The organism is Enterococcus alishanensis (assembly GCF_019218635.1).
GTDB classification, from domain to species: Bacteria; Bacillota; Bacilli; order Lactobacillales; family Enterococcaceae; genus Enterococcus_A; species Enterococcus_A alishanensis.
Genome location: NZ_JAHUZB010000004.1, coordinates 441573 through 465351 on the forward strand (window position 1 = coordinate 441573; position 23779 = coordinate 465351).

The window sequence follows — 23779 nt, forward strand, 5'->3', positions numbered from 1 at the left end:
ATTCTAAAAATTCTATTGGTGCTGAATAAGAGATTGCCAGTAAGTAAATTAAATGGGAGTATAGCAACTAAATCAAATATATTTTCTAAAAAAAACTCCTTTTTTTTCTCAGACATCAAGAATCTAGTAAGGTAGCTAATAATAAAATATAAAGTAATCGCCATGTCTAAGAGATTGTATGGGAATAAACTTAAATCAATTACTCTGGCTAAATTTAATATAAAAAGTATTATCCAAAAAATAGTTAAAATAAAATCAAATAATGAATAAATAGAATGTTTTGATTTCATTGTCGCCTCCTCTAAATTTTTGTCAAAAAATTGTCCTTTTCTGATATGTCCAAAATTGATCAGATTATTAGGTATATATTTTAGATTTTATTGAAATAGCCTTCACAGGCTACTTCAGACTGTAGACAAAGATGTTCCAAATTCGGGAAATTTGAATTTGGAACATCTTTTATCTGTTTTATCTCAAATTTAACGTAAAAAAATAAAGGCCTCCTGCCTTTCCATAGCCATGTGGCTAATTTTTTTAGATTCATTGTAGCAAACACAAGCATCGTATGCGTCGCCACTTTCTCCAAGCCTCGATACTTGGTCCAACGCATCCCATGCTTCTCTTTTGCATCCGCAAATATTCGTTCAATCATTTCTTTCCGTTTTTTATAAATCGCTTTATTCACGTCAGTTAGGCGAAGATGTTCCACTTCATCCATCAGATCACCCCAGACATGTCTTGTAATCATCCGCTGATGATTTTTACTTTTTGTACATTCTTCCAATAATTGACAACAGGCACACTCTTTGGGATTAGATTTATACTCTCGGTATCCTTCATGGGTCACTGTAGAAAATTTCAGCATTTGATCCTGTGGACAAATGTAACAATCATAATATTTATCATAGAGAAATTGATTTTTTGAAATAAGTCCTTTTTTTCCTTTAAGACGGGTGTTGGGTAAATCGAAGATGAAGCTGCGATAAAAAGTGAATAAATTTTGGTGTCTTATAACCAGCATCGGCAACGACACATTTCATTTCGGAAAAAAGTCGTTTTGACTGCATCACTAGTTGATCTGCAATTTGACTGTCATGAATATTTCCAGGAGTGACAATCGTGCTGATGACAAAACCGTCGTCAGCACAAAAAGTATGGGCAGAATAAGCAAATTGTTTTTTCCGCTCGCCTTTGACGCAATAACCACTTTCCGGATCGCTTTTACTTATTTTTCTTTCTTTCAGTTTCACTTCGCTTTCTAAATACAAAGTAAAAGGACGTTTTCCTGCCTCTATCCGTTGCCGATTAACTTCATCTTCTAACTCACCCTGGAATGCTTTCGCTTCATCATGAGTCATTTCCTTTGTAAATTTATGTTTATTGGCATTGGCTTTAATATGCGTAGAATCAAGATACAAGTTATTCTCTGTCACAAAGCCCGCTTTTACTACTTGTTCTAAAATGTAAGCAAATATTTCTTCAAATAAAGTGGTTTCTCTAAAACGTCGCACATAATTTTTACCAAAGGTTGAAAAATGAGGGATTCTATCTTCGAAAGAATAGCCTAAAAGCCAATGATAAGCGACATTAGTTTCTACTTCTTTAATTGTTTGTCGCATGGAACGAATACCAAAAAGATACTGGATGAACACTAATTTGATAAGGATGATTGGGCCAATACTAGGTCTTCCAAGATTTGAATAGGTTTTTTCAACAATTGGATAAATAAAATCAAAATCAATCGCAGCATCAATCTTTCGAACAAGATGATCTTTAGGAACGAGATCATCAATAGTTATCAAGGCAAATGGGTTTCTTCCATTGGTATTATTTTTAGACATCATTTCGACACCACTCCTTGAATACGATTTCATATTTCAATTATAAAATAAAAAACTGTAGATGGCATCCATAAAATGGACTTTGTCTACAGTCTGGCTACTCTAATAATAGAGTAGTCTTTTTTTGATAAATAATATTTCACGTTGAGGAAAAATGTTAAGATTTTTCGAATAAATTAATTGACTAGAAGTTTATAAAAATATAGCCAAAAAATTTATATTTTTGGCGCAATTTTTTGACTAAATTAAGTATCTATAGAGTTACTAATCATTTCTATAAAAACGTTCATATCAACATCTTGTAATAAAAAAATAGAAACATTTTTAAAATTTAATCGTATAGTGGGTATCAAAATATTTTTTTAATGATAGATTTTTAAATGTTCTTTAGTAGGTTATAAACATCCGTTTGTCTGTATCTTAATTATAAAGCCATTAAAACTTGTCAGATTTAGTTGGATTGCTCTGTTTAAGGGTTCTTTTGCTTTTGTCACCATTTTATTGAAATAGCTATAAATTGTGGTTCTAGAGAGGTATCATTTTCAGCAATTGTTATTCTGGGCGATTTCCAAAATGCCCTATCTCTCTTGCGGTTGCACGACTAGAAGCAGAACGTTCTAATATTAAGTTACGTTATAATTCTGCAAAAGCTGCGAACAGATGAAACATCAATTGACAAGCAGAATTGGACTTATGCATAGTAATATTTTCTTGTAAACTATGAAAACTGACTCCACGCTCATTCACTAGATTGACAATTGAAATAAGATCTTCCATATTCCTTCCTAATCAGTCCAATCGCCGAACTACCAAAGTGTCACCCCTACGGACAAATTCAATTGCAGTTTCTAATCTAGGTCAATTACTTTTTGCTCCACTTATATGATCAGTGAAATTATCTGAGCATCAGGATATTAAGTTAGTAATAGGTATATTGAACCAATTAGATAATTTAAAGAAAAGTACCTTTTTTCATAGTGATAAATGTGCTACTTATATATTTAAAGTAATATTGTGAAATAGCAAAAAAAGGCATTACCAAAAGAACGTCCCATAAAAGGAAATCTTCTGATAATGCACCCGTAGAATCGTTTCACGGCTCAATAAATTATGGAACGTTCTACATATTAAAGAACCAATTGATTATTAATGATAGAGTAATCGTTATTATTGTAGAATAAATACATCTATTTTTGGATTAATCAGCGAATTTTAGCAAAATTAGGTTGTTACTTTCCGATTGAATTTCGAATTCAAGCAACAAGTTGACCACTCTTTTTTTTGTATCAAAATAAATGTACTTTCGGATATTAAAAAGTATTATTTTAACCTACCAAATTATTTAACGGAATACCAACTTACACCTTCATCTTTCCAGCCAACTTCAATTAAGGAATCTTTTTCATTAATTGAAGTTGTAAAGTTATGAGAACCTGTTTTAGCATTTGGATTATACTGACGATAAATAGGTATATCTCCTCCAGAAAACCATCCAATTCCTTCATCTTTCCACCCTTGAGATACAAGATACGTCTTTTCATCGTTACTCAATGTATAATGGTGATCGCCAACATTTGGATTGTATAATCGATAGATTGGATCTCCCGACATGGGTACACGCCATCCAATCCCCTCATCTCTCCAACCATCTTTTAACAACTCATTCTTTTCTTGAATGCTCTGTGTGTAAAAGTGTTCTCCATTATTTGGGTTATAGATACGATACATAATAGTAATTTGATCATCTTTCACTAACACAGTTAATTTAACTTTGATAGCTTGATCATCAGAGCTTCTTAAGGTTACTTCATATTCACCGGCTTTGGTAATATCATTGCCGCCAAAATCAGCAGTTACATCTACAGCTGAACCATTTTTATCAGTTGCACTGGCTTTAAAGTCCGACGCTGTTGGCGTCTTATCTCCTACATACATATTGTAGTCTGATCCAGCGATACTTTGTTTATTGGCTTTTACAGTTAATTTTATTATTTTCGTTTGGCCATCAGAACTTTTCAAAGTAACGTTGTACTCGCCTGCTTTTGTAATATCATTGTCACCAAAATCTACAGTTACATCTACAGCTGAACCTGTTTTGTCAGTTGCACTGGCCTTAAAATCTGCCACTGTTGGTGTCTTATCTCCTATATACATTGTATAGTCGGATGCTACAAAAGAACGTTGATCTTTTGTCCATTTCGCATAAATAGTGGTATCTTCATTTATTGGCACTGAAAAATCGAAAGGAACGGTTAATTCCTTATCTTTGAACCAACCATCAAAACTATAATTTTCTTTACTTGGTGAGGACGCAGAGATGACTTCTCCCGTTAACACCCACTGGTCTATAATAGTTGTACCACCATCTGTCGCAAATACTACTTTTTTATAATTCTCAACATTAGACTTCCAGACATATTTGCCTGCTTTTTCGCCAGTATATTCTTTATAGTCTTTGAAGAAAGTTTGATTTGTTCCCATAGTAATACTTGGATTAGACAATTTTATCCACTCATGGGAAGCACTTCTTCCAATGGCTTGATTGTCAAAAATCGCTCTCTCACCTAAAGTCAATTCTTTTAGTCTGTCAAGGCTATTGAACATATAAGGAAAATCGGTAATATTGTTTGTATCGAAATTTGATAAGTCTAATGATTCAATATTGCCAGATCCATAAAACATACCTTGAAAATTACTTACATTTTTCGTATCAAAAGTAGATAAGTTTAATTTAGTAATTACAGATTCATATGCAAACATATCTTGCATATTAGTAACTAATGAAGTGTCTAAATTTGACATATTATCAAACTGTTCAATTTTTCCTAAACGAGCAAATAAAGAAGCTGAATTTTTAGGAGCTCGGACAGATTTATTAAAGACAATTTTTTTTATTTGACTACTATCGATTTTATACTCATCGGCTCTATTCCATGGAGAGTTTGAAGATTCCCCTAAAATACCTACATCTAAGAAAGTTAAAATTCCCGATTTATTGTTGAAGTCCCAAGTAACAGAGCCCCAAATTTTATCGTTTACTTTATCAATTTCTATGGGAACTTTGTAATTTCCTGAAGGACCTTCATTAGTCTCTATGTGAACATATAAATAATCTGAATTACTATAAATAATGCAAAAAGATTTTAAAGACAGTTTCATTTTTTGCGGCAAAGAGTAAAGTGTCTCTGGTTCAAATAGCTCTGAAAATTTAATAGAATCAATTCCGGACTCAATTCTCGAAAGTTTAATATTTTTCACTTGAACCGAGAGACTTTCAAATGCCGTATGGTCCCCATCATAATGAGTTATATCATCATCATAAAAGATATTTCGTTCAATAAGTTCAGACGGCTTTTTAAATTGTTTCATTTTTTCTAAAGACTGTTCGTTTGGATAAAGTCCCCATTTTTGAAAAAAATCAGATAAGTCACGTTTAGTAACTGTACTAATGTAAGTCATAAATAACTGCTGCTTCTGATTATCATTATATCTATCTGGAAGAGCTATTTCTCCTAAAATTGAAGCAGTTCTATATTCTTCGTTTAACTTTGCAAATATATCGTCTCCATAAGATTCCATTAACTGAGCGAACATTCCTAACTTGAAAAATGGATCTTCAATTTCATCAAAATTTTTGACATTTGAATTTTCAAGATATGTTCTTATTTCTGGTGCTAAACTTTTGAAATCTTCAATTTCTGCAGTAGAATGGCCCACGTTTTTCAGAGTGTAATAAGAACAAATATTTACAGTAACTTCAGTCATTCCAGACCATGTATAATAAGGGTTTTGGAACAGATGTCCAGTCTCATGCCAAAGACCCCAGATAGCTTTTATCATAGGTGGTTTTGGTGATACGCCAGTAAATTCGTCTAAAATATTTTTAAACCCTTGCGTATTGTGCAAAGAAATCCGCTCGTCTCCAGCATTAAACATTCCATTATTTAAGTCTTCATCTGCTTTAACATAGTGAATCTTACCAGATAAATAATTCAGACTATCAATACCAGTAAAATTAAGGCCTGATGATTCTGCTCCAAAAACTGCAATCTTATCAAAATAATCAACAAAATTATTTATACCATAATTCATATTAATTTTAGTTAATTGTTTTATATATTCGCTGGGTTTAGGGATTGTTAATATAGAATGTGCACCAACAAATTCTATAAAAGGAGGAGTGTCATTAGAAATATCTGAGAAAAACTCGGTGGGATCTGTTACTCCTTTTTCAAATAGTGGATATTCTTTCCCCCCCTCAATAGAGACAAATAGAGACAACTTGATTATTTCCGCTGACATTTTCAATATAGATAATAGTTTTTTTATCATTGATACGAATAGTTGTTTCTCCACTCACTGCATATCTAGTTACACCGTCACCACTTCTATAATCATCTCTGCCAGGAGGTCCCAAACAAATAGTAACATTGTTTCCCTTTACTACAATATTATCTCCTTGATTTGCATAAAGCCCAGTGGGGTATAATTTTGATAGTCTATGTGAGTATACTGATTCTTGGGGATTTGAAATTTGGACGCTAGGAATTTCTTTAGACCAGAAATCGATGCTCTTGGCTTCAGAAATTGAGTCTGTCTTAAGAAAAAGAATCCCCAATAATATTATCGCCACTATTTTTACATACTTCAACAAATTCATTTAATCACTCCACCACTAATTTTTCTTAAAATTATATTATATTTATTTAACGATTATTAAGATACTTTTTTGTTTCTTTTTTTGTCTACATAAGCTACAAAGCCTAAGAAAGTTAATCCTAATAATATTAAGTAATTAGAATCTTTTTCACCTGTTTGAGGTAAAGCGCCGTGAGTAGTAGTTGAGCCCCTACCATTATTTCCAGGATCTACTGGACTGACTGGCGCAGGAATTGGTGTAACGTTCCCACCTCCATTAGCATTCTTACGGTAAGTTACCGTTTCAATAATGTCTTTGCTGTCTCCTGTTATATTATCAACGGCAGCAATAGCTAGTTTATTAGCAGTATAACCTGAAATACTAGGAGAATTGATAGCTTTAAAGGTCCTTGCCAAAGGTGTCCAATATTCATTAATTTCTGTACCCGTAACATCATCAGTCGTTATAGTTCTTACAAAAGACAATGATGCGATATAATCATCAGCTGCTTTTTTTCCATCTTCGTAAACATAACGGATAGTTTCAGTTACAACCTTACTCTCTTCTTTTGAAATAGTTCCATGTTTTAAATGGACTTCAAAGCTTTGAGTAGTGTCAGAGAAGGTTACCCCATCTGCTGGATAATTATCTGAAACAAGATCATATCCTTTTGCCACTAATGCTGTGATTGTTGCTGATGTTCGGTAGCTACTTGTTGAGTTATAATCTCCAGTTAACTCTATGGGGTTACTTGTTAACTCAGAGACCGTGTTAGCATCTATATTTTTTCCAGTAGTGTCATCAATATATGTGATTGTTGCTTTTTCAGTGTTAACTTTGTAAGTTACAGTTTCTTCAATATCAGCAGTTTCTGCAGTCACACCGGTTACGTCATCAATTTGTACTTTATCTGGTGTATAGCCAGTAATTGTTGGAGATTTAACTGCTACAAAAGTTGTGTTTCCTTCAACAGAAGTCCAGTCACCATAAGTCACCTCACCCGTTACTGCATCAGTATCTTTTGTTCGAACAAAGCTAATATTTGTTGTGTAATCTTTGGCTGCTTCTGATCCATTTGAGTAAACATAATGGATGGTTTCAGTAACGGTTTTTGTTTCAATTTCATTATTAGAAACATGTTCTAAATGGACTTCAAAATTTTGAACTTTTTCAGTATACGTTACGCCATCTTTAGGATAATTATCAGAAACAAGTTTATAGCCATTGTCTCTGTAGGAGTTAATTGTTGTCTCTGTTCTATAAGAGTCTGTTGTCCCATATGGTCCAGTCAATACTTTTGTAGTAAGCGTCTTACTTGTTGTGTCATCAATATAAGAAACATTAGCTGTTTCTGTATTTGCTGTCCATTGCGCATATAAAGTTACTTTACCATCTGATACTGTAGTTAAATTTATCACTGATTGCCCATCCGTATAAAGTGTACCTGACCCATCAGCAGCGGTATTCCATCCAACAAAGGTATAGCCAGTTTTAGTAAATGTGTTTGTTGTCAAATTTTGACCTACATTATAAGTAAATGCTTGATCAGCCATGCTTCCAGAACCTGTATTGGTATCATATGAGACTGTATAACTGTTGGCTATCCAATGAGCATAGTACGTAATTCCTCCTGAAGGCAACATTACACTATCTGGCATTGTTGTACCACCGTCTTCAGCTGTATACCATCCTTTGAACGTATAGCCATCTCGGGTAGCTACTTTAACCCCAGATAAATCAACTGTTGTACCAGTATCTCCAGTAATAGCAGTTTGTTCTGTAGCCCCACCATTTGCATCAAATTGAACAGTTTGGTTATTGGCTGTCCATTGGGCATAGTAAGTTGTGCCTCCAGCAGGCATTGTTAATGAATCTGGCATTTTATCTCCACCAGTTTTCGCTGTATACCATCCTTTGAACGTATAGCCATCTCGGGTAGCTACTTTAACCCCAGATAAATCAACTGTTGTACCAGTATCTCCAGTAATAGCAGTTTGTTCTGTAGCCCCACCATTTGCATCAAATTGAACAGTTTGGTTATTGGCTGTCCATTGGGCATAGTAAGTTGTGCCTCCAGCAGGCATTGTTAATGAATCTGGCATTTTATCTCCACCAGTTTTCGCTGTATACCATCCTTTGAACGTATAGCCATCTCGGGTAGCTACTTTAACCCCAGATAAATCAACTGTTGTACCAGTATCTCCAGTAATAGCAGTTTGTTCTGTAGCCCCACCATTTGCATCAAATTGAACAGTTTGGTTATTGGCTGTCCATTGGGCATAGAGCGTCACTATTCCATTTGCTTCATTGGTTAAATTATTTACGTTTTGCTTATTAGTATAAGTATTTCCGCTACCGTCTGCTAAATCAGACCATTGTTTAAATGTATAGCCAGGCCTATTAAATAAATTTGCTGATAAATTTTGTGATTGATTATATAGAAATGACTGATCTGACATTGCATCACTATTGCTAGCACCATTTCCATCGTATTTAACTGTATATTTATTTATGTCATAAATATAAGTTATGGTACCGTTGTTTCCACTTTTTGTTAGACTGCCTGTAGCAGCTAATCCTTTTGAGTCCATTTCTTTATAGGTGTAACCAGGTATATCTTTCTTTTCGGTTGTATATGTCCCATTAACATAAGCGCCCTGAGGATAAGTAACTTCGCCTTGAGCTATTTCCTTCCCATCTGTGTCAACATACTTAACATTAGCAGTTGCTGCTTCTTGAAAAGAAAATTCATCAAACCTAACTTGTTGCTTATTAAATGCAGAACCAGTTGATCCAAGAATAGTAAATGCAGCGGTATTATAATTACTATCAATAGTTCGCTCCCAAGTCTGTATATTTCCAGAACTTTGTGTGAAACTTACAGTTAGTTTTCTATTTGTTGCCTCATACGTAATAGAAAAATCATGGAAGTTACCGTCGATATCATCTGTGCTAAGAGCCTTGGGGTCGGAGAAAGTTGGCCACCATCTGGTAACTTCCTTAGGTGCTTCTGGAGGAAAATCACTCATAATTTTTTCAAAACTTGTTGTTACAAAGGATCCGTAGGGAGCCTTCATTATGTCTTTCGGCCCGCCATATACTGCAGATTCAGATGGTCTTTTTACATATATATCATCTACGTTACCTTGTGGTACCCCTTCGACATCATTGTAATAGGTATCAGCCTTGAACCCAATTGCATTTTGTAGTCCAGCAATCCCTAGACCATTACCCGAGAAACCGATGTCTGTTGTGTTTCCTTGGTGAAATGCAAATCCTACACCATCTGCACCATTCTTATCTGTACCTAGATTGAGAGCACCTTTAAAAGAAAAATTGGTATCGAATGATAGTTTACTATTTAAAGTAAACGCACCAACTTGTCCTTCTTTTGCTTCTGTCAATACAGCAACTCCTGTACTGGAATCATAAGTAGCTGTGCCTAAAGTAGTAAAATATGAAGGAAAATTTTCTTTATTTACAACTATTGATGGCCCTTTCGATGTGTCTGCATTCATGAATTTGTAATTTTGGACTACTAAAGTACTAATAATAAATAAAACTGGAATTATAATTAAATATACCGCTTTCCTTTTCATTTTAGTCTCCCCTTTACTATAACTCGATTTGTATAATAGGAACTATACCGTTGTCTAGAAATATCTAGTTAATTCGTAATATATTCTACCTGTTTTTATTTTTACAATGGATTTCTATAAACACAGAAGTTAAGTAAATTCCTGATACTCTTGGAACAAAAATTAAAATAACAGGTAATAAACTATGTGTAAAAAATAAGGATACAATAATCAGTAGAAGTAAAAAGCTAAATAAAAAAACGAACAATTTATGTAATTCAATGTAAATTGCTCGTTTATTAATCACTGTTTTCTGTGTAGATGTTCCAAGAACTCCACTTAGCTCGATGGTTACCTCGCATTTTATATCACACTTTTAGAAATGGCACAGAAACATAGTATTAAAAACCTGCTTTTAAAGCCTTCCATAGAGATGTATCTTTTGCTTCATCTCTCCAACCTGCCTTTACTACTCCTTCATGCTCATCTTTATTTGTAGTGAAGTTATGACTACCTGCCGTATTCACATCTGGATTAAATTCTCTATACATCTTCACATCACCATCTGATACCCATGTGTAATCCTCATTTGTTTCATGCCTCCAACCTGCCTTCACTGCAGCATCACATTCTGCTTTATTAGTTGAATAGAAATGTTCTCCTGAATTTGGATTATAGATTCTATAAACCTGTTTTTTTCCTTTAATATCGTCTTTAACAGGTACATAGAAAGCAGCCCGTCCATAAGGGTTAGAATCATTCGTTTCCACAAGCCAACCAGTTGCTGCGATATCATTTTTCTCATTTCTATTTTTTGTTAATAAATGATCTCCATTGTTCTTATTGTATAAGCGATAAACTGCTGCTCCAAACTTAGCTGTAAACGTTGTATCCTTAGTAATCATCGCTTCTTTAGGATTTACAATTTCTCCATCTTTATACCAATCAAGGAAATAAATATCTTCTACATCACTTTTATTTGGAATGACTTGTGGTATATTAGATAATTTTGTTCCTTTTGGAACATCCACGCTTGTTGTTCCAGAAAGGGTTCCACCAATACTAGATTTAAATGTAACTTTATACGTATCTGATACGTTGGCTTTTACTGTTAATTTCACCACTTTACTTTGCCCATCGGCACTATTTAAAGTCACATCATAGGTACCAGCTTTAGTTACATCTGCTTTACTTAAATCTACTGTTACTTCTGAAACTGCACCAGTTTTATCAGTCGCACTGGCTTTAAAATCTGACACAGTTGGTGTCTTATCTCCTACATACATACTGTAGTCTGTTCCAGTGATGCTTTGGTTATTGGCTTTTACTGTTAATTTCACCACTTTACTTTGCCCATCGGCACTATTTAAAGTCACATCATAGGTGCCAGCTTTAGTTACATCTGCTTTACTTAAATCTACTGTTACTTCTGAAGCTGCACCAGTTTTATCAGTCGCACTGGCTTTAAAATCTGACACAGTTGGTGTCTTATCTCCTACATACATACTATAGTCTGATCCAGTGATACTTTGTTTATTGTTTTCTATAACTGGAATAGAAATATTAACGGGGAAACTTTTTTGATTCAACTTAATATCCTGCTGGGAGTAATTAAAATTACCTGTCATGTCAAAAGAACCTAAAGCCGTAGGTAAGACTTTAATTGTATATGTCTTCTTTCCAGTACCATCCGTTACTGACTGGTCAATAGCACCTATACGTTTCTCTTTAATTGAAGAACCTTGTGGCAATCCAGAGGTTTCTGTTATTGTTGCTTGGGTAGCATCTGCAATAAGTAAATTCTGTATTTGAAATGCTGCAATAGTTCCAGTAGCGACGGCAGCACTTGTTTCAAAGGTTACTTCAATTTCAGATTCTTGATCGACTATCATTTGTTTAGGATACGCCAGAGTTGCAGTAGCTAACGTTTGGTTTGTAACAGAATCAATATAATTTACATTAGTACTTTCGGTCTCAGATGTCTTTTCATCTATCTTATTAGTAATTGGATTCCTTTCTAAAGCATTTACTGTCCCTGATAATGGGATGTTTAGAAGCAGTATAGTAATAGCTACCAGTATTATTTTCTTATTTTTCAATTGATTACTCACCTCTCATGTTTATGGTTTATCCATTAAGGATATTTGCTAGAGCCACTAGATCATCTAAATCGACTACACCATCTGAATTTAAGTCTCCTGCTTTTTTAACGTAGTCCTCACTAACACCTTCTGAAAGAGCTCCGTCATTGAGGTATGCCTTCAGAGCTATCAAATCATCTAAATCTACAACTCCATCTTTATTAATATCTCCTAATAAATAGTTCAATACTTCGACTACAACATTTTTCTCTATAGAACCATAAGAATAAGTGAGATTGTATTCTCCAGGAATATTTGTATCTACGGAACCACTCACTTGCACATTTTCAAACGGAATTTTAACCCCATATTCATTCGTAGCGGATATAAAGTTGTCTTTTGGAGACCACTTACTCCCTTTAAATATTTGCATATTCTGAACTTCCAATGTTGGGTCTGTTAACACATGGATTATTACTTTTTTATAAATATAGTTATTCCATGTATTTTCAAAATTTCTAGTATAAACAACTTCATAATCCCCTGGTGTGTCAGTGTCTACCTCGCCACTAACCACTAGCTGATCAAGGTTTAGGATGTCGCCGTTCAAATCTTGTGCACTGACAAAATTGTCTGCTGCTTCCCACTTGTCACCAACTTTAATCGTTTTATCAATTGCATCAATTGCAGGTATTGGCACCAAATCTGTAATCAAGCCTCCAGAAAGATTGTTATCTGCTACATTAAAGTCTGTTAATTGTAATGCCCAACCAAATTGATTAAAGTCAGTTAGTGTTCCAGAAAGATTGTTTTTTGAAAAATCTAATGTGTCTAAATTATAAAAAGTAATATAGCCTGAAAGATTTATATCACTTAAACCACTGTTACTGATTCTAAGCGTCTTTAACTTAGGTATATTTTCTGCAAAAAATGATAATTTGAAATCACTTGGTAATTGACAACTAACCAGTGACAGTGTATCTAAATTAGTAGCATATTGAAGCCCTTCAAAAGATGTAAAGGTTGACTGTTCAGCAGAAAAAGACGTTAATTGGTTCATCAAATCCTTGGTAATACTATTTACAGTCGGTACACCCAACGCAGTCATCACAATATTTTGTACATTTTTATCTGGCATCCAATCATCAATAGCTTCCGAATCAGAGTTATCGGCTACTTTGTATTCCTGACTGTTTTCTATTGTTGCCAAAGTATTAATTGGTGAAGTTAATTGTGATAAAAAAATCAATGTTGTCATTAATAAGTATTTCTTTTTCATATTTTTCTCCTAGTCCTTATATTTTTTTAGGCTACTATAATTACCTTGTGCTATATTCCACTCATATCAGGCTGTTTAATTTAAATCTATACCTTTATCAACACATATCCGATTCCCCAAACTGTTGATATGTATAAATCAACTTCATTTTCTTTCATTTTTTTATTGATTTTTTTTACTAAATTTGAAAGTCGGCTTTGTGTTGAATTATTCGATGGTTGCTTCCATAATCTCCTTGATAATTCATCTCTTGAGATTGGCTCGTTAGATCCTTTTAGTTCCATAAACAAATTTTGTTCTTGCCGTGAAAGTCTTATATTTATAAGGTTGCTTAATTCTTTTTTTGGGAAATATGCATTTGAAGATTGATTTGAATTGTTCTTCTCCTCTATATCAGTAGAATTGAAAATTTCTCTAATATCATCAAAATCTGATTTTTCTGAAATAAAGTTTGTAATCCCCTTTTGAACCCATATCTTTTGTTCTTCTAAATCTAAATTATGAAATCGTTTCAAACAGACTATTTTAGGTTTTAGTTTTCGTTTTATTAATATTTCATAAATTTCACGATTGAGAAGGGTTTCACTAAAAATAATTGCTTGAAAATAATTCCATAAACCATCGTCTATCGAGTCTTCTATCAACAAAGTTATTAATTTTTCACTGCACAGTACTTCATGATTCATAGCATTCAATTTTTGAATAAATGTACTTTCAAATGAAAAACTTTTTGTTAATAATAAAATATTCATATTCTCTCTCCTTTTCTCTTTTTAATTTGAAAAAATAATCCTAATCATTCCAAATTTTAATTAATTTTATGCATACTAAAGTCTGCAATAATTTCTTATTCTTATAAAAAACAAGAAACCTTTATCTATCCCTGATTTGAGAGGATATATAAAAGGTTCTTGACGGACTATGACGGAGAATAAAAAAAAAATATATATATTCCTTAGATTTCTTTGATAACATTCCTATTTTTTTTTTTTTAAATAGCTGAACACCTATTTTTGAGAATCGACTTTAAGAAAGCGCTTTTATTAAAAAAAATAAAAAAATACCTCATAAACAGCGAATATACGCTTTTTATAACGAGTGTTTTATATAGATAATTACTGTTAGGCGCTTTTCTCTTCTAACATTGAAATTACCTGAAATCTTTGTTCTAATTTGGCATCTGCATATGTATCTAATGTCATCTGAGTAGATGCGTGTCCTAATAAAGCACTGATTGATGCAATATCTCCATTAGATTCGATACATCTAGTCGCAAATGTATGACGCAATTGATGAAAATGAATGTCATCTAAACATGCTTTTGATCGTAACTTATGAAAATAATACGTCAATAAGCGTGGTTCACAAGGTTTTCCTTTTGCCTCTAAAATATAATTTCCTTGAGATTTTTTTCTATAGGCTAATAAACTAGCTCTCAATTGTTGGGTCATGGGAATTAATCGAATAGATGCATCTGATTTAGAATCGGTATAGCACAATTGTGTATTTTTATTTTTTAAAGGTAAAAGAATTCGTTGGTAGGTGTGGGAGATCTTTAAAATACCCCTATCAAAATCTACGTCTTCCCAACGTAAAGCAGCAATTTCACCAATCCGTAATCCAGCAGATAAACCTAAAAGTACAGCTAATTCTCCCTTTCCTTTCTTTCCATTAATAACTGACTCTAATTGTTTTTGTTGCCTAACAGATAAAGAAGAGACTTTATTTTTTTTTACCTTAGGCAATTGTATTTGCAAACAAGGGTTAGTCTTTAGTTTTCCTTGTCGAACCGCTTCATTTAGGCATTGATAAAGTACACGATAGATAACTTGGATGGAGCTAGAGGACAATCCCCTTTTTTTCCAAGTCATTATAAGCATCTGTAATTGTTCCTTATCTAGCTCATTCAGTAAGCATTGTCCTATAGAAGGATAAACATATGTCAATAACTTATACTTATAACTGGCATACGTGGAAGGTTTAACGGTATCTTGAATACTATGAATCCACTGTTCTCCCCAAATTGTTACAGGAATTGCGCCTTCTCCTTTTAATTCACGTATTGTTTGATACTTCACCTTTAATGCATACAATCTATTTCTAACTTCAGCATAAGATCGATTATAAATGTAACCATATTTAATTTGGCCATTGTCTTTTCGTCCTTTAATAAAACGACCTTCCCAACGACCATCTTTACGTTTATAGATATTCTCTCCTCTACGACTCATAGTGCACTCCTTTTTTATAAAAAATTATTTTTTAGTGACGGCTTAAATGACGGCTAATAAAAATGACAAAAGTAGATTTTATAAATTATTTTCCTTTTTTTAAGGTATTAATATACAAAATTATGATGAAAAATATTTTTTTTTGAATGAATTTATTGATTCAAGTGTAAATGAATAATATAATGAAATTCATAGCAAAGAAAATCACTCAAATATTCTTGTTTTTTATAAAAATAAGAAAAAATATCTATACAATGGTAAGAACTAGTTTAACAGCCAGCTTAAAAATAATTTTTTTTTAAAACCGTTATCTTTCGTTTTTGATATAATTGAGATGAGCCTATGTTTAAAAAAAAAATGATTCAGAAATGTACGGTTTTTTAATGACTTGTCCTTGGGCTCTTATGTCAATAATCCGAACAAAATAAAGAGAACGAGTAAGATGATCGTTACCGGAAATACTTCATTTTAGTAAAAAAAGAGCGCACTAAGCACTCTTTATAACTGCGATACCCTTATGGGATAGATAAAAGTCGTAATCAAATAAACCTCCAAAAATTTATCTTTTTCTCAGAAGAAATGGATGCGCTCAGTTTACTATGCAACTAGTGAAATACGATCACTGTTGTACCAGCGAATATAGCTATCAATACCAACAATGGCTTCATCTATTGTTTTAAATGCTTGGAAGTTCACATATTCTCGTTTCAAAATAGAGTGAAAACTCTCTATTCTAGCGTTGTCTCCTGGGCAACCCTTACGAGAATAAGAATGCTTTATCTTATTATTCTTTAAGGTGCTTTCAAAGAGGTCACTCGTGTACTGACTACCCATGTCACTATGAATAATTGTGATTCCTGACTCACTTAAATCTACTTTTTCTAAAACACTTGTAGCTAATTCTTTTGTCATAGTTTTGCCAATTTTATGGGCGATTACCCTTCGGGTTACTGGATTATAGAGACTAGCCAAATAAACCCACTTTCCTCTAACTGGAATATAGGTAATATCTGTTAAAAGAACGGTAGACCAGTCGTCCTTTTTTCTGATTAAATTTGGTAATTGAGGACTTTCAGTATAGGTTTTAGGTTTTTTTATTTTCTTTATCATTCGTGATTGGATCCCTAATTCACGCATAAGACGATAAATAAGATAGCGACTAACTGGAATATTTAAGTCTTCATTAAAATACTTTGTCATTCTCGGCTAGCCATACATTGGATAGGCTAGCCAAGAGTCTAAAATTTTCTCTTTGATTTGTTGACGTCGGATCATCCGTTTATTTGGTTTCCAGTTCAAGTAATCATAGTAAGTTGTTCTTGGTATTTTAAGCACATTTAAAATACGTGTAATGCGGTGTTTAGCTTCTAAATTTATACGAATTACTCGTAATACATTCGCTCGTCCTTTAGCGATTAATCCTTTGCCAAAAGCACCGCTGCTCGCTTTAAAATATCAATTTCTTCTTTCAATCGCTTATTTTCCTTTAATAATTCCCTTTCTTTTGTAGAAAGAATATTTTTATCGTTTGGATCTGCCTGGCGTATCCATTTAGCAACTGTAGATAGACTGACGTTGTATTCTTTTGATAAAGAATTAGCAGACCGACCGGTCTGATTGAGTGCTATCAGGGACGCTTTAAATTCTGTTGAATATCTTGTAGTTGATTTTTTCTGCATATAAAAAACTCCTTTAATAGATTATAGCGAACAATCTTGTCCGTAGTTCTATTATAGGAGCCTTGCATTTTCTTAAATAACTCCATAAAGTAAGGGAAACAAAGACATTTTATAAAGGAGAAATAAAATGATGAATAAAGACGAATTAGCTTCAAATGTAGCTGATAAAACAGGGTTAACAAAAAAAAGACGCATTAGCTGCTGTAAATGAATTATTAAATACCATTGAAGAATCGCTATCACAAAAGGAAAAAGTTCAAATCATTGGCTTTGGTAATTTTGAAGTAAGAACTCGTTCGGCGCGTAAAGGACGCAATCCACAAACAGGAGAGGAAATTTCAATTCCTGAAAGTAAAGTACCAGCATTCAAAGCAGGTAAACAACTAAAAGATGCTGTAAATTAAAGTTACTTGTAGACTCTCGTTTTTAGACGAGAGTTTTTTTATTGCATGTAAAAAATCATATTTTTCACTGAATATTTCCAACATAACCATAGGTAACACTTTTTATTTAGTCTTTAAAATTGATATACAGGCTTATATTGATTTTTCTTTATGCAACTTTTGGGTGTATATTAATTGTGATTGAAACTGTCCGTTGTAGGTATACTTGTAATGGACTTTTTTTGACAATATACCAACCATACCTGACTATTATAGATTTCCATTAAGTATATGAGTTACAAATATTGATAAATAATTTGTGCAAAATTCTTAGATTCACATAAAAAACTATAAAAAACCAATAATAATGCACAATTAATAAAACTTATGTTATTATAAAACAATAAGAAAGTGCTTTCACAAAGAAAGGAGTATATTTCATGAAAAAAATTGTTTTAAGCGTAGGTTTGTTGGCTGGTTTAGGATTAGGTTTATGCTCAGGGATAGAAGCAAAAGCTGAAAACTTGGGGTTAGAGAATCTGTTGTTCAGATCGTATAATCCGAATTCTGGAGAACATTTTTTTACTACTGATTATGCGGAAGCAAGTTGGTTAGCTAGTCAAGGTTGGGTTGGAGAACAAACTGCTTGGAGTGTCCCAGAAAAAGGTGACATTGTTTATCGTCTATACAATCCGAATGCAGGAGACCATATTTATACTAAAAGTATCGTAGAATATGACTGGTTAGCTGAACAAGGTTGGACTCAAGAAGGGGAATCTTTCTTAAGTGATACTAGAGATGAGGTACCAGTTTATCGTAGTTATAACAAGAATGCTTTAAAAGCAGGTGCTCATATGTTTACTACTAGTAAAAGTGAACATGATGGTCTTATTAATATCGGATGGAATAATGAAGATATATCTTTTTATGCAGAGTCTTCTTATTCTAAATTAGAAAAAGAAGTTGCCTATTGCGAATCAACATTCAAAGAAGAAGACTATCCTACCGCAGATTTTGCAGAATTCGAAGCTACTTTAACTACTGTTAAAGCGACTTTAGAAAATCCAAATTCAACAAAAAATGACTTATTGCAAGCTTCCATTGATTTGCATAATGCTGCTTCAAAACTTCTATCAATAGTTGAATAATTTCAAAAAAAACTACGGAGGGTCACTATGAAAAAATTAGTAAAAGTTTCTATGCTAGTTGGTTTGTCTATCATTGGTTTAAATATTTATTCAAATAATAGTTTTGCAGAAGAAATCCCTAGTAATGAAGTTGACCAAAGTATATTAAGTGAACAAGAAAATAGTCAGATACAAACAGTGACTGATTCTGAAGTATCAACTTCTACGATTCAAGATGATTATTACGAATCAGAAAAACAAAAAGCTTTAGATGCAGGGTATACTTTAGAACAGTTTGAAGCAATTATGTCTATGCCAAAATATGACGCTGTTGCCTCGAGACCTGAAACTAGCACATCGATGACCCCAGATCAACAAAAAGTTGTTAATTTAGCAATAGATTTGGCAAAGAGAAATATTCCATATGTTTGGGGAGGAAAAACTCCCTCAGGATTTGATTGCTCAGGATTAACACGATATATATACTTGAATACAGTTGGAGTAAATATAGGAGATTGGACAGTACCTCAAGAATCCAGCGGAAAAGAAGTTAATTTATCTTCATTGAAACCAGGTGATTTATTATTTTGGGGATCTAGAGGTAATACGTATCACGTGGCCCTATATATTGGAAATGGACAGTACGTCCATGCGCCTCAACCAGGTGAATATGTTAAAGTCGCAAATATTGACTGGACATACTTTGCACCGAGCTTTGCTAGACGGGTGCTAAGTGATGCTCCAGTAAATAGACCTAGTACTAATGGCCAACGGGATAATGAACAATTTGTATTCAGAATGTACAATGCTAATGGTGGCAGCCACCATTATACTACGAATGTTAGTGAAGCCTCTGGCCTACAAGATGTTGGTTGGAAATATGAAGGAGTTGGATGGGCGGCACCAAAAACTGGCAACAATGTTTATCGATTATACAATTCTAATAACGGACGCCATATGTACACATTAAGTGCAGGTGAAAGAGACAGTTTAGTACAATCTGGTTGGAAATACGAAACAATTTCTTGGAAATCTGGTGGAAACATAAAAGTCTACCGTGTGTATAACCCGAATGCTAAAGGTTCTCAAGAGAGTCATGTATATACGACAAGTACGCCTGAATATAAAAATTTAGTGAATGCTGGTTGGAAATATGAAGGAATAGCGTGGTATGCTCTCCGTGAAATGCAATAAATCTAGATTTATTACATTGGATTTACGATAACGTATATTAATTTTATTGAAAAGTCAAAAAGATTTCTTCTTTTTGACTTTTTTAATAATAATCCAAGAGCACAAAATAAAATACGGAGTGTTAAAAAATGAATAATTCAAAGGGGAAATGAAAAATGAAAAAAATATTTTTAGTATTATTGAGTTCTTTATTTATTTTCATTGGTTTTAGGGGTATTTGTACAGAAGCCGAAGAACTTGATATAACGCCTCAAGTAGATTTTACTTCATTACCAACTGAACTATATAAAGATTCTAGTGGTCAAATTAACTATAAGATTCATGATGTTTTAGGAGTTTCTGTTGATGGAAATATTACTTTTTGGTCAAATAATGAAAAAATACTACAAATTAGTTCTAAGGGTGAATGGAATGCTTTGGAAACCGGTAATGTATCTGTAACTTACTCTGTCAACCTGTCGGAAGACTCTTTGGAAAAACTAAAACAGAAGTATCCTAATGATACATTTATTATAAAGGATATTGGGAACGTAATTAATTTTAATATTGTTTCTAAAATTGAAACAACTTCTCGATTATATAATCCTAACTCTGGTGAACATTTTTACACCAATAATTATTCTGAAAAATTAAATCTTTTTTCACACGGATGGGTTGACGAAGGTCATGCTTGGACTTCTTTAGCCACATCAGATATACCTGTTTATCGACTATATAACCCTAACTTTGGTAATCATCATTATACTAAAAGCGTGGCTGAAAATATTTTACTGATTGATTTAGGATGGAAATATGAAGGAATTGCTTTTTATAGTTTTGAATCAACCAACAATCCTGTTTTTCGTCTCTATAATCCAAATTCAGATGCCGGAAGTCATTTTTTAACTTTAGATTTAAACGAACGAAATTCGTTGATTAATCTTGGATGGAGAGACGAAGGAGTCGCTTTTAATGCATAAATTATTTAGAAACATTTTGAGTTTTTCAATCATTTCCATATCTTTATTCTTAGGAACTACTTCCTTTGCTGACGAAAATTGGACAACTGTTACTAGTACTGGTGAATCTTATGTTGTTCCTGAAACTATCAATGCTAATTTGCCTTATCAAGATGGAACGTATATTACAAATGACGCTACAACATTCTCAAACGTTGGAGGAATTCCCTTTACCTCTTCAAATAGTAATTCCAATTTAGAATCTATAATTGGATCAGATGATAGGGCTAAAGTTACAAATACAAAAATTTTTCCGTATAGCGCTACGGTATTTATATCAGCTACCTTTCCAAATAACAAAACATATATTGGTAGTGGGAACATGCTTTCACCTGATAGCGTCTTAACAGCGGGACATGTTATATACAGTAAAGAAGATGGTGGATGGGCTACTAATGTCGTAGTTGTCCCCGGATTAGATGGAAATACCGCACCTTTTGGTTCGGCAATTGGGACAAAATTGTTATCTGTTTCTGGATGGGTTAATAGTTCAAATAGTGATTATGATATTGCCATGGTGAGGGTTAATAAACCTATAGGTTACAGCACCGGATGGTATGGTCTAAATACTAATGCACAGATTAATCAAAATGTAAATACAGCTGGTTATCCTGGGGAAAAGGCTTCTACAATGTGGAAAGCCAATGGACCAATAACCACTCTCAACACAAATAGTATTTCTTATTCGATTGATACTACCCCAGGACAAAGTGGCAGTCCTATTTATGATTCAAATTATAAGGTTCTTGCAACTCATGCCTATGGTATGGGAGATTATGGAAACTCTGGCACAAGAATAAATTCTACTGTATTCTCGTGGATAACAAATCAAAACAAAGACTACGTGTCAATATTTAGGATTACTAATCCAAATAATGGTGTTCATTTTTATTCATCTAGTCCATCTGAAATCAGTAATCTCCTGAGAGTAGGGTGGAAATCAGAAGGAGTAGGTTGGTTCGCTCCTTCATCCGGAAACTCAATTTATAGGGTTTATAATCCCAATAGTGGTCTCCATTTTTTCACACAGTCTAGTGGGGAACGTGATAATTTAGTTAAACATGGATGGAAAAACGAGGGTATTTCTTTTTACTCATCTAATAGTGGAACAGCAATATACAGAGTCTATAATCCTAATAGCGGACAGCACTTCTTTACAGCAAGCGAATCTGAAAAAAATAATTTAGTGAGATTCGGATGGAAAAATGAAGGTATTTCATGGTATGGCTTATAAGTATTATTAGGTATCTTCAATTTAAAATAGTAATAAAAACAAATACGATAAAATAGTTATTTAACCATTAGGAAGATGTAATACAGCTCAACTCAAGGAACAAGCCCACCAAGGTTTTGGTGGGCTCTTCTTGTGAATTTTAATTGGTCTAGCTAACATGGCTTATCAGAATCCTCATCCTTCAACATTCTTCTTTTTCTAAAGATTGTGATTCTTGGAGAAATCTATTTTCACTCTTAATTATTTTATCCAACGCTTTATTTATTTTTGAGATATTGATTTTAACGAGATTTTTTTCTCAAAGCACCCAACGTTACACAACCCTGTTGTGTAACGTTGGGTAAAATAGCTGTATCCTTTGCGGCTCTAAGGGAATCATGACATTTTTATCAGAGTTCTTTTTTATATCCGCTTTTAACGTTACATATTATATGATACAATGTATTTAAGTAACGTTGATAGGAGCTGGTTAAAATGAAGACTGTTTCACCTATTCGAGATAAAAAAAAATTAGAAGACATGAAAAAAATTTTGATTAGTACCCCGTATGGAGAAAGAAACCTCTTAATATTTTCTATAGGCATAAATACTGCCTATAGGATTTCTGATTTACGTCAATTAAAATTATCTGATGTTTTAGAAGTTTCTCGTGGCCGAATTGTTGTTAAAGATCGATTGGATATGAAAGAACAAAAAACAAGCAAGCAAAACTCTGTATTTATTTCTAATAAATTAAAGAAATTAATTTTAGATTTTGTACAATCAGAATTCCCTATGGAAATTGCCAATCGTGACTTCGATGTGTTCTTGTTTCAGAGTCGTAATGGACAGAATCAACCACTGAGTCGGCAAAGCTTCTGGCGAGTTATTCATACTGCAGCTGAAACAATCCACTTAAAAAATATTGGTCCTCACTCTATGAGAAAGACCTTCGGTTACTTTTTATATAAACAAGGAACAAGGATTGAAATTATTCAATCGTTGTTAAATCATTCTTCCCAGAGAGAAACCTTACGATACATTGGCATTACGCAGGAAGATAAGGATGTCGCTGTAAGGAGCCTGGAGCTGTAAAATATTGCAAATCAATGAATATTTATATCTAAATAGGCATTCATTTGGTAAGTAGTTTTTCGGAACATAAAAGGGTCAAAAACTTTAAGTTTCTAGCCCTTAAGTAAGTATTTTATTTTTTGGACTCTCATCACATAATGGTTTTTGTGAGTTGATAATTTCGAAGTATAGTTAACGCTATTATTTCACCATTAATTTTTTACAAGAACAAAAGAAATAATTTGATTAGTGTTTATTTCACAAGATATAAAAAGATACAAATATTCAGAGCTCGACACGTGTGCCTTCTGTATTTACTAGACCAATTCAAATTAACAAGAAAAGCCCGCCAAATCCTTGGTGGGCTTTTTGCTGGGGTTAATCGAGATTATGTTGCCTTGCCAGTTAAATAACGGTTAATTAGTAAAAATTCGCTTAAAATGATTTGATGAAAATTCGTCA

At 33.2% G+C, this 23779-nt stretch carries 12 protein-coding genes and 4 pseudogenes; 6 read left to right on the top strand and 10 right to left on the bottom strand.

The window, feature by feature from the left end; genetic code table 11:
• Window positions 1-370: 370 nt before the first annotated feature.
• The 10 genes and pseudogenes from KUA55_RS12495 to KUA55_RS12540 all read right to left on the bottom strand — a co-directional run bounded on the left by KUA55_RS12495 (window position 371) and on the right by KUA55_RS12540 (window position 17328).
• Window positions 371-1844: pseudogene (locus KUA55_RS12495) on the bottom strand (IS1182 family transposase).
• A 552-nt stretch (window positions 1845-2396) separates the two neighbouring features.
• Window positions 2397-2747: pseudogene (locus KUA55_RS12500) on the bottom strand (recombinase family protein); the annotation flags it as partial.
• Window positions 2748-3179: 432 nt separating this feature from the next.
• Window positions 3180-6122 carry a M60 family metallopeptidase gene (locus KUA55_RS12505; protein WP_218326707.1) on the bottom strand — a complete coding sequence of 981 codons (2943 nt, stop codon included), beginning with the start codon at window positions 6120-6122 and terminating at the stop codon, window positions 3180-3182.
• Window positions 6100-6501, bottom strand: coding sequence for a hypothetical protein (locus tag KUA55_RS12510; protein ID WP_218326708.1), 402 nt, complete (start codon window positions 6499-6501; stop codon window positions 6100-6102). Before KUA55_RS12510 ends, KUA55_RS12505 begins: the two co-directional genes overlap by 23 nt.
• 56 nt (window positions 6502-6557) lie before the next feature.
• Window positions 6558-10079, bottom strand: coding sequence for a lectin-like domain-containing protein (locus KUA55_RS12515; RefSeq protein WP_218326709.1), 3522 nt, complete (start codon window positions 10077-10079; stop codon window positions 6558-6560).
• Between the two features lie 380 nt (window positions 10080-10459).
• Window positions 10460-11950: a hypothetical protein gene (locus KUA55_RS12520; protein WP_218326710.1), complete on the bottom strand. Its 1491-nt coding sequence runs from the start codon at window positions 11948-11950 to the stop codon at window positions 10460-10462.
• Window positions 11951-12185: 235 nt separating this feature from the next.
• Window positions 12186-13418 carry a bacterial Ig-like domain-containing protein gene (locus KUA55_RS12525; protein ID WP_218326711.1) on the bottom strand — a complete coding sequence of 411 codons (1233 nt, stop codon included), beginning with the start codon at window positions 13416-13418 and terminating at the stop codon, window positions 12186-12188.
• Window positions 13419-13504: 86 nt separating this feature from the next.
• Complete coding sequence (locus KUA55_RS12530; RefSeq protein WP_218326712.1) at window positions 13505-14170, bottom strand: helix-turn-helix domain-containing protein; 666 nt, start codon at window positions 14168-14170, stop codon at window positions 13505-13507.
• Between the two features lie 369 nt (window positions 14171-14539).
• Window positions 14540-15649 (bottom strand): tyrosine-type recombinase/integrase, encoded by a 1110-nt coding sequence (locus KUA55_RS12535; protein ID WP_218326713.1) that lies wholly within the window; start codon window positions 15647-15649, stop codon window positions 14540-14542.
• 597 nt (window positions 15650-16246) lie between these two features.
• Window positions 16247-17328, bottom strand: a pseudogene (locus KUA55_RS12540) (IS3 family transposase).
• A gap of 127 nt (window positions 17329-17455) precedes the next feature.
• Here KUA55_RS12540 and KUA55_RS12545 point away from each other — a divergent pair.
• From KUA55_RS12545 to KUA55_RS12570, 6 genes and pseudogenes are all read left to right on the top strand, one after another.
• Window positions 17456-17732: pseudogene (locus tag KUA55_RS12545) on the top strand (HU family DNA-binding protein).
• A 419-nt stretch (window positions 17733-18151) separates the two neighbouring features.
• Window positions 18152-18859 (top strand): hypothetical protein, encoded by a 708-nt coding sequence (locus tag KUA55_RS12550; RefSeq protein ID WP_218326714.1) that lies wholly within the window; start codon window positions 18152-18154, stop codon window positions 18857-18859.
• A 27-nt stretch (window positions 18860-18886) separates the two neighbouring features.
• Window positions 18887-20032 (top strand): NlpC/P60 family protein, encoded by a 1146-nt coding sequence (locus tag KUA55_RS18545; protein WP_218326715.1) that lies wholly within the window; start codon window positions 18887-18889, stop codon window positions 20030-20032.
• A 155-nt stretch (window positions 20033-20187) separates the two neighbouring features.
• Entirely contained in the window at window positions 20188-20991 is an 804-nt protein-coding gene (locus KUA55_RS12560; protein ID WP_218326716.1) for a hypothetical protein, read from the top strand.
• Entirely contained in the window at window positions 20984-22264 is a 1281-nt protein-coding gene (locus KUA55_RS12565; RefSeq protein ID WP_218326717.1) for a trypsin-like peptidase domain-containing protein, read from the top strand. The genes KUA55_RS12560 and KUA55_RS12565 overlap by 8 nt, the downstream gene beginning before the upstream one ends.
• A 474-nt stretch (window positions 22265-22738) precedes the next feature.
• Window positions 22739-23338 (top strand): tyrosine-type recombinase/integrase, encoded by a 600-nt coding sequence (locus tag KUA55_RS12570; protein ID WP_218326718.1) that lies wholly within the window; start codon window positions 22739-22741, stop codon window positions 23336-23338.
• Window positions 23339-23779: the final 441 nt, after the last annotated feature.